This is a genomic window from Paenilisteria riparia FSL S10-1204 (assembly GCF_000525995.1).
GTDB lineage: Bacteria > Bacillota > Bacilli > Lactobacillales > Listeriaceae > Listeria_A > Listeria_A riparia.
Map to the genome: position 1 here is coordinate 105895 of NZ_AODL01000011.1, position 7550 is coordinate 113444.

Genomic DNA, 7550 nt, shown 5'->3' on the forward strand with positions numbered 1-7550 from the left:
TTAAGAGCTTTTTAAATAGAATAACACAAATTGGTTTTTAGTTTGTTTTTATTGGTGTTAAAAGTTGAAAAAAATACGTAATGTGTTATAATGAAAAGAAACGAACGAAGGAGAGATTCAGATGACAAGAAATAATACAACATTACCCGTTCCCCCAAGCCTAGAAAGAATTACGGTTACAAACGAAGCAGAAATAATGGAGAAGCTCCGAGAGTCCGAATTAGATAAGCAACAAGGACGTGTGATGTCTGCAAACGATGGATGGGCGATGCTCGGAATGCCTGCCGTTAAGCGAGTATAAGCCTATGAGAAGCACACCACAGATTGAATGGACAATGGCTTTTCAAGAAGATGTAGCAGAAGTTTTTCATTTTTTAGAGTATCAATATTGTAGTGAGAGTCAGAAGAATAAATTGTGGGAGAAGCTTACCCGGGCACAAGAGAAGCTCGCTTTATTTCCTGGAGTGGGAGTTCTTTTAGATGATAGCAAGTACACAAGAGCGTATCGACGAGTTCGGATGGGCTCCACATACTATATTTTTTATGAAGTCGATGCGTTCGCCGAGAAGGTGATTTTGCATCGGCTTTTAGCACAAGCGCGGAATTATGAGGTGCTTATACGTGAAGCAGTAGCGGAATATGTTGATGACGATTAAAAAAACAGTAGGTTCTCCTCGTGAAATAGGAGGAAAATACCTACTGTTATTTGTTAACCTGTTGTTCCAATTAAGAAACTGATTGTTAAGATGATGAGCACAATGGCGGTAATACCTACGTACAAGTAATCTTTTTCTTTTAAAAAGGTGACGAAGGATACGAGTACGCGTAGAACTGGTGTTAGAATTAAGCAGAACAGGCCAAACATGACAATCGCATATGGTTTGAATTGGGCGATGCCGTCAAAGATAGCGGTGAGTGTTGTTGGATAGGTTGTTCCTGGATATCCGCTTGTTCCTGTGAACATAAGGAGTAATAAGCCGATGAGAATAATTGCTGCGCTTAGTAAGACACCGATGCGCAGTAAGGTACTGACAATGGCTTCGACACGGTGCATTTCTTCGTCTGTCGTTGATTTGTTATCCACCATCTATATCCACCCCAATCCTTCTAAAATCATTTGCAACGCAACATAAATTAGTACTGGAATGAACACAAGACGGATGACTTTACTTTTTAGTCGTTGCATAATGCGAGTTCCTAGTGTTGCACCAATTAAGACGCCAATTGCGACGGGGCCTGCAATCATTGGATCAATATCTCCTCTGAACAGGTAGACCGTGGCGCTGGCTGCTGCTGTTACGCCCATCATTAAATTGCTTGTTGCGCTGGACACTTTTAGTGGCATTTTCATGAAGACGTCAAGTGCCATTACTTTGAATGCGCCACTGCCGATGCCGAGCAATCCACTAGCAATACCAGCGCCGTACATAACGCCGAATCCAGCTGGGACATTGGCAACTTGATAGTCGATGTTTTTCCGAAGTGCTTTGTCGTAATAGGAATCGTGTAACCTTAGCTTTGTAGCAATTGGGTCGGGTTTAACGTCTGTTGGGAATTCTGAGCCGACTTTTTTAATCATGGTAACTGCAGAATAAAGTAGAAGTAGACCGAAAATCATGTAGAGGGCTGTGGCTGAGAGTAGTCCACCGACGAAAGCCCCTGTAATTGCTCCGAGCGTAGTGGCAATTTCTAAAAACATGCCGACACGCAGGTTTGTAATTCGATCTTTTATGTATGCGATAGCTGAGCCGCTGCTTGTTGCAATGACAGAGATGATACTTGCGCCAATCGCGTACTTGATATCAATGCCAAAAAGCAAGGTAAGTGCTGGCGTTACAATGATTCCCCCACCTAATCCAAGAACAGAACCCAATATCCCTGCAAAAATAGCAATCAATAATAACGCAAAAATTTGATAGATATCCACGAAGTTATCCCTCCTTTATTTCGTATACTTCTCATCATACGCTTTTTTTTTAGCCGTTGAAAAGGTAAACAGTGAACAAATCCCAGCTTTGTTACGTGTCAAAATGCACGGATTAGGCTACAATAGAAGAAGACAAAGAAGGGGGATGTTACCATGGAACGCTTAACAATCTGGCATACGAACGACATTCATAGCCATCTCGATAAATGGCCGCGGATTTTTACATTTTTACGGGAAAAGCGATTGGCGGCAAAAGACGATTTATTTTTTGATATTGGTGATTTTATTGATCGGGTGCATCCTTTTACGGAAGGCTCGATGGGACAAGGAAACGTGGATTTGCTCAATGCGCTTCCTTTTGATGCGGTGACGATTGGTAATAATGAGGGCGCGGCGCTGGGCATGATGAGTTAGAGCATTTGTATGATCGCGCAGGGTTTCCGGTTGTTTGTTGTAATATTTACGAAGATAAGGCGCAAACGGAACTAGCAAAGTTCGCGAAGTCCTCGATTTATATAACAAAAGCTAATAAAAAAATTGCAGTGATTGGTGCTACAGCATGTTTTACTGAATATTATGAAGCACTTGGTTGGGGAATTGAAGAACCAATACGTGCGATAAAACGGGAAGTTGCTCGGATTTCAGCGGATGTGATTATTTTGCTAAGCCATCTAGGTTTACCTACGGACGAAAAAATAGCCTCGGAAATTCCAGAGATTGATTTGATTCTTGGCGGACATACGCATCATCTACTGGAAGAAGGCAAAGTCATTAATAATACATTGCTTGCAGCGGCTGGGCGTTGGGGTGAGTATGTTGGTGAAGTGATGATAGAATTCGATGAAACCACAGGGCATATTGCCACAAAACAGGCGCGAGTTTACAAGACGGAGGATTTACCGGCACCTCCAAATGAGGCTGCTGAAATAGAAGCCTTTTTAGCACAAGGCAAGGCCAAACTTAGTCAAAAAGTGGTTGCACTTCCCCATCAATTAGAGCATAATTGGTTTAAACGTTCTGCGGTGTCGGACTTGTTTCACGAGGCGGCTTGTGAGTGGACGAAAGCTGATACTTTTTTGACGAATGCAGGTATTTATATGACGGATTTGCCGCGCGGTGTTGTGACGGCGTATGATATTCACCAGTTGTTGCCGCATCCGCTTAATTTTATTGTGTTGTCGATGACGGGGATTGAGCTGGATGTTCTGATTCGCGAAATTGCGCAGAAAGAGGCAGAGTTACGAGATATTCCATTACGAGGCTTTGGTTTTCGCGGGGAGATTTTTGGCGCTATTTTAACGTCTAGGATGTCTTTTGACGCGGATAATGACATAGCTTTGTGGGATGAGAAGGCGATTAATCCTGAGAAGATTTATCGGATTGCAACGCATGATACGTTTGTGTATGCACCGTTTTTCCCAATTATAAAACGGGTAACGAAAAAGGAAGTATTTACGCCAGAGTTATTGCGTGATGTGATGACGTGGAAGTTAAAAGAAAAATATGGTGGGGGGCAAGACAAATGATTACGATTCAAAATCAGACATACGAATTAATTGAAGATAACCGCGAAGCTTTTGATGAGGAGGCTTTTACAGAACGATATAGCGATATTTTGTCGCGTTATGATTATATTGTAGGTGATTGGGGTTATGATCAGCTTCGCTTGAAAGGTTTTTTTGATGATGATAATCGCAAAGCCACATACGACACGAAAATCAGTACGCTAAAGGAATACTTGTATGAGTATTGCAATTTTGGGTGTAAGTATTTTGTGATTAAAAAAGTAACGAAGTAGAAAAGAGGTCAGGGTTTTGAAATATGATGGCTATTTGATTGATTTAGATGGGACGATGTATCTTGGAAGTGAGCCAATTAAAGAGGCACAGGGGTTTATTGAGAAATTGGATCAGGCGCATATTCCGTATTTATATGTAACGAATAATTCTTCGAAGACGCCGGAACAAGTAGCGGCAACCTTGCGGAAATTCGATATTCCTGCGACGACGAATCAAGTGTTTACAACATCGCAAGCAACAGTAGCTTTCATGGAGAAACAAGAGGGTCGTGATAAAACGGTATTTCTTATTGGTGAGGAAGGTGTGCGGCACGAGATTGAAAAAGCGGGCTTCACGATTACTTCTGAAAATCCGGATTTTGTCGTGATGGGAATTGATCGCGATATTAACTATGAGAAGCTAGCAACCGCAACGATGGCTGTTCGTGCGGGAGCAATGTTTATTTCGACAAATGGGGATGCGGCAATTCCGACGGAGCGTGGTTTGCTACCTGGGAATGGCTCGATTACGTCTGTCGTGACGGTGGCTACGGGTGTGCAACCGATTTTTATTGGGAAGCCAGAAGCGATAATTATGGAGCAGGCGATTGCGCGTTTAGGTGTGGATAAATCGCGAGTGATTATGGTTGGCGATAATTATGAGACGGACATTTTGGCGGGGATTCGTTTTGGAATTGATACGCTGATTGTGCATACTGGTTTTACTTCTCCGGAACAATTGGCGACGAAGGAAATTCAACCGATACACCGTGTGATGAATTTGACGGAATGGGAGCTATAAAGCACTGGCTGTGAATGGGGAGGAATGATGTATATGGCTGTATTTAATGATTTTTTTGTTGTTTTTTTGATTGTAATGACGGCGTTTTTTGTGGCGAGTGAATTTGCAATCGTAGCCATTCGGAAACCTACTGTATTGCAGCTGCTGGAGAGCGGGAAACCCGGTGCCAAGTATGTGGCGCAAGTAACATCAAATATGAATGATTATTTGGCGGCGTGCCAACTCGGGAATACGCTCGCTGCACTTGCCATGGGGTGGGTCGGTGAGGCGACGATGCGGAGTTGGTTACAGCCTTTATTTGATTTGTTGCCGATTCCCGCAGCAATTGAGGGACCGATTGCTGTTTTTGTTGCCTTTATTTTGGTTACGTTTTTGAATGTGGTACTAGGAGAGCTTGCTCCGAAAACATTTACTATTCATAGCACGGAAAAAGTAGCGATGTTTATTGCGCGTCCACTTGTTTGGTGGTACTACATAACTTTCCCGCTTAATTGGTTGCTCAATCATTCGGCGAACTTGATTACGCGGATGTTTGGTGTGAAGTCGGATACGGATTTGGACAGGATGACGCCAACGGAACTTAAAATTATATTTGAAGATAGCTATCGTCAAGGTTTGCTAAATCCGCAAGAATTTCGCTATATGCAAAATATTTTCAAATTAGACGATGTTCCAGCGCAGGAAGTGATGATTCCGCGAACGAAGATGGTGACGATTAGTAAGACCAGCACGGTGCAGGACTTACTGGCATTGACGGCAGATGAGACGTATCATATTTTTCCAGTAACGGAAGAGCGCGATAAGGATCACATCGTTGGGATGCTTCAAGTTAGTGCGGTGATGGCGGGGCTAGGACGCGATTTAGCGATTTTAAATCAGCCAATAGAGGAATTTATGACGCCGATTATGCAGGTTTTTGAAGGGATGAAATTGCAGGAGTTGCTTTTTAGGATGCAGCAGGAAGGGCAGAGTTTTGTTATTTTAATGGATGAATATGGTGGCACTTCAGGGCTTGTCACGCTAGAGGATATTATGGAAGTCATAGTCGGAGATATGGAAGAGGCTAATGGGACACAGGGGATTCGTAAGGTCACTGACGGGCATTTTATCGTTCTGGGTCATGAACCGCTCGTTTCTGTAGAGGAGGTGCTTGGCATTGAGCTGAGCAGTCCAGGAGTGCACACGCTTTCTGGTTGGCTTCTTTATCAAAAATTTAACCTCGAAACTGGCGATTTTTTAGAAGAGGGAAGTTGGCGTTTTGTAGTCCGTAGTATGAATAAGAATTCAATTCGCCAAGTGGAAATTATACATCAAAATACAAAAGAAACATCGCAACCGTAATCGTGGGAGCGATGTTTTCGTATTATTGAACAATATCATCGTGGTAACTATGTGCTAAACGACTGGCAGCCGCAGCGGCAATTGCCCCAACGATATCATCAAGAAATGTATGCACTTGTATACCGTCATGCTCGTTCAACTTAGCCAGAATACCGGGTTTCACTTTATCAATATAACCATAATTCGTAAATCCGATGGAGCCGTACACGTTCACAATCGAAAGTGCCAAAATTTCATCAACGCCATATAGTCCTTCGTCGGCACCAATAATGTTTTGCAACGGTTGTACTAACTTGCCTTCTTCGGCCAACACATCCAATTGAATCCCTGTCAAAATCGCATTTTGCACTTCTCGCTTCCGCAACACACGCTCCACGTTTTCTCGACAAATATCAAGACTCAATTCTGAATGATATTGCTTTTGTAAAAACAGCACTAAATCCGCAATGTCATCAATCGTGACCCCACGTTCAATTAACCATTCGCGCGCTTTTTTCTCTAATTCACTTTGTTTTTCAACCATCCTTCATTCCTCCTAATCCAACAAAAAACGGCAGATGAAGCCAAGTGTTCACCGTACCGCGTTTTTTTAAAATACTTGTACTACTTCTTTGAAACCTAAAACTTTCTCTGATAAAGTAAGTTCGATTCCCATTTTTAACGTCATATCTGAACTTGGGCACGTTTCGCAAGCCCCTAATAATCGAATTTTTACAACACCATCGGGCGTGACATCGACCAGTTCGTAGTCGCCGCCATCTCGTTCTAAATATGGTCGAAACTTCTTAAGAGCAGTATCCACTTCCGCGTACATCTCGCTATTCAAGGCATTCGACTCCTTTCTAACTGTGAATCATTCTCACTTATACCCCCTATTATACCAGCATCTCGAGAAAAAGAAAATGATAGTGATTGCGAAAAAAGCTAAGTAGTCACGCATAAAATAAAGCCCCATTCCTAAGGCTCAGAAAGGAATGAGGCAAGTATACTGTCAGACGGGTAAATCTGACTAAAAGGGAGTGTTACTATTATGTTAACCGTGTGGATTAAGCACGGCAACAAACGAATGCTGGCTGTATTAATGCATCACTTAAACGCATTAAAGTAACCATAGATAAGTATAATATAGACGGAATTGCCTGTCAAGAGTTACATATCTAAATAGTTTTATAATTCAATTAAGAAACCGGTTTACTCGCTTTTATAGTTTGATTTTTGTAGAATAAAGAAGAGGTGAGCGAGCGATGAAAAAAGAAGCAAAGATTTTTGTGTATGGATCATCTAATATTTGTGCGAGCTGTGTTGGAGCACCGTCTTCTAAGGAAACAGAGGAGTGGCTCCGAGCTGCAATTGGGCGTAAATTTCCTAATCAGCCATTTCAAGTGGAGTATGTAGATATTTTTGCGCCACAAGAAGAAGCGGAGTTGAAAAAAATTGCGGATATGATTGTGGATGAGGATTATATGTATCCGGTTATCGTTATTGATGGTGAAGTCATTGCGGAAGGAAATCCACGCTTGAAAGATATTTATGCGATGATGACAGATCGCGGTTATCAGGCTGTGTAATGGGAGTAGGAGGAAAAAATATGAATCCTATTGTGGAATTTTGTGTGAATAATATTGCGTCTGGTTCTGAGGAAGCTTTTAATCGTTTAAATGCGGATCCGAAACTAGAGTGATTGAATATGATTGTCTAACGTA

General features: G+C 42.1%; 10 protein-coding genes and 2 pseudogenes. 8 read left to right on the forward strand and 4 right to left on the reverse strand.

Going from position 1 to position 7550, the window contains the following annotated elements:
* The first annotated feature begins 121 nt into the window (after positions 1-121).
* Positions 122-301: a hypothetical protein gene (locus PRIP_RS16990; RefSeq protein WP_036100897.1), complete on the forward strand. Its 180-nt coding sequence runs from the start codon at positions 122-124 to the stop codon at positions 299-301.
* Between the two features lie 4 nt (positions 302-305).
* On the forward strand, positions 306-656 hold the full coding sequence (locus PRIP_RS09040) for a type II toxin-antitoxin system RelE/ParE family toxin (protein ID WP_036100898.1): 351 nt from the start codon (positions 306-308) through the stop codon (positions 654-656).
* 53 nt (positions 657-709) lie between these two features.
* On the opposite strand, the gene PRIP_RS09045 is transcribed toward PRIP_RS09040, so the two are convergent.
* Positions 710-1087 (reverse strand): DUF1634 domain-containing protein, encoded by a 378-nt coding sequence (locus PRIP_RS09045; RefSeq protein ID WP_036100899.1) that lies wholly within the window; start codon positions 1085-1087, stop codon positions 710-712.
* Positions 1088-1927, reverse strand: a complete 840-nt coding sequence (locus tag PRIP_RS09050) for a sulfite exporter TauE/SafE family protein (protein WP_036100900.1) — start codon at positions 1925-1927, stop codon at positions 1088-1090.
* Between the two features lie 153 nt (positions 1928-2080).
* Between PRIP_RS09050 and PRIP_RS09055 the strand changes: the two are divergent.
* The 4 genes and pseudogenes from PRIP_RS09055 (at position 2081) to PRIP_RS09070 (ending at position 5847) form a co-directional block, all read left to right on the forward strand.
* Positions 2081-3453, forward strand: a pseudogene (locus PRIP_RS09055) (bifunctional metallophosphatase/5'-nucleotidase).
* A complete protein-coding gene (locus PRIP_RS09060; RefSeq protein WP_036100901.1) occupies positions 3450-3725 on the forward strand; it encodes a YutD family protein in 276 nt (91 codons plus the stop codon). The pseudogene PRIP_RS09055 and the gene PRIP_RS09060 overlap by 4 nt, the downstream one beginning before the upstream one ends.
* A gap of 16 nt (positions 3726-3741) precedes the next feature.
* The gene (locus PRIP_RS09065; RefSeq protein WP_036100902.1) at positions 3742-4506 is read left to right on the forward strand and encodes a TIGR01457 family HAD-type hydrolase; all 765 of its coding nucleotides are present in this window, start codon (positions 3742-3744) and stop codon (positions 4504-4506) included.
* Positions 4507-4539: 33 nt separating this feature from the next.
* Positions 4540-5847: a hemolysin family protein gene (locus PRIP_RS09070; protein WP_036100903.1), complete on the forward strand. Its 1308-nt coding sequence runs from the start codon at positions 4540-4542 to the stop codon at positions 5845-5847.
* Positions 5848-5869: 22 nt separating this feature from the next.
* Here the strand turns inward: PRIP_RS09070 and PRIP_RS09075 are convergent, their stop codons facing one another.
* Both PRIP_RS09075 and PRIP_RS09080 read right to left on the reverse strand, forming a co-directional pair.
* The gene (locus tag PRIP_RS09075; RefSeq protein WP_036087142.1) at positions 5870-6370 is read right to left on the reverse strand and encodes a phosphatidylglycerophosphatase A family protein; all 501 of its coding nucleotides are present in this window, start codon (positions 6368-6370) and stop codon (positions 5870-5872) included.
* A 66-nt stretch (positions 6371-6436) separates the two neighbouring features.
* Positions 6437-6661 carry a NifU family protein gene (locus PRIP_RS09080; protein WP_036100913.1) on the reverse strand — a complete coding sequence of 75 codons (225 nt, stop codon included), beginning with the start codon at positions 6659-6661 and terminating at the stop codon, positions 6437-6439.
* Positions 6662-7091: 430 nt separating this feature from the next.
* Between PRIP_RS09080 and PRIP_RS09085 the strand changes: the two genes are divergently transcribed.
* Both PRIP_RS09085 and PRIP_RS16765 read left to right on the forward strand, forming a co-directional pair.
* Complete coding sequence (locus PRIP_RS09085) at positions 7092-7415, forward strand: YuzD family protein (protein ID WP_036100904.1); 324 nt, start codon at positions 7092-7094, stop codon at positions 7413-7415.
* A gap of 20 nt (positions 7416-7435) precedes the next feature.
* A pseudogene (locus PRIP_RS16765) lies at positions 7436-7550 on the forward strand (DUF1450 domain-containing protein); the annotation flags it as partial.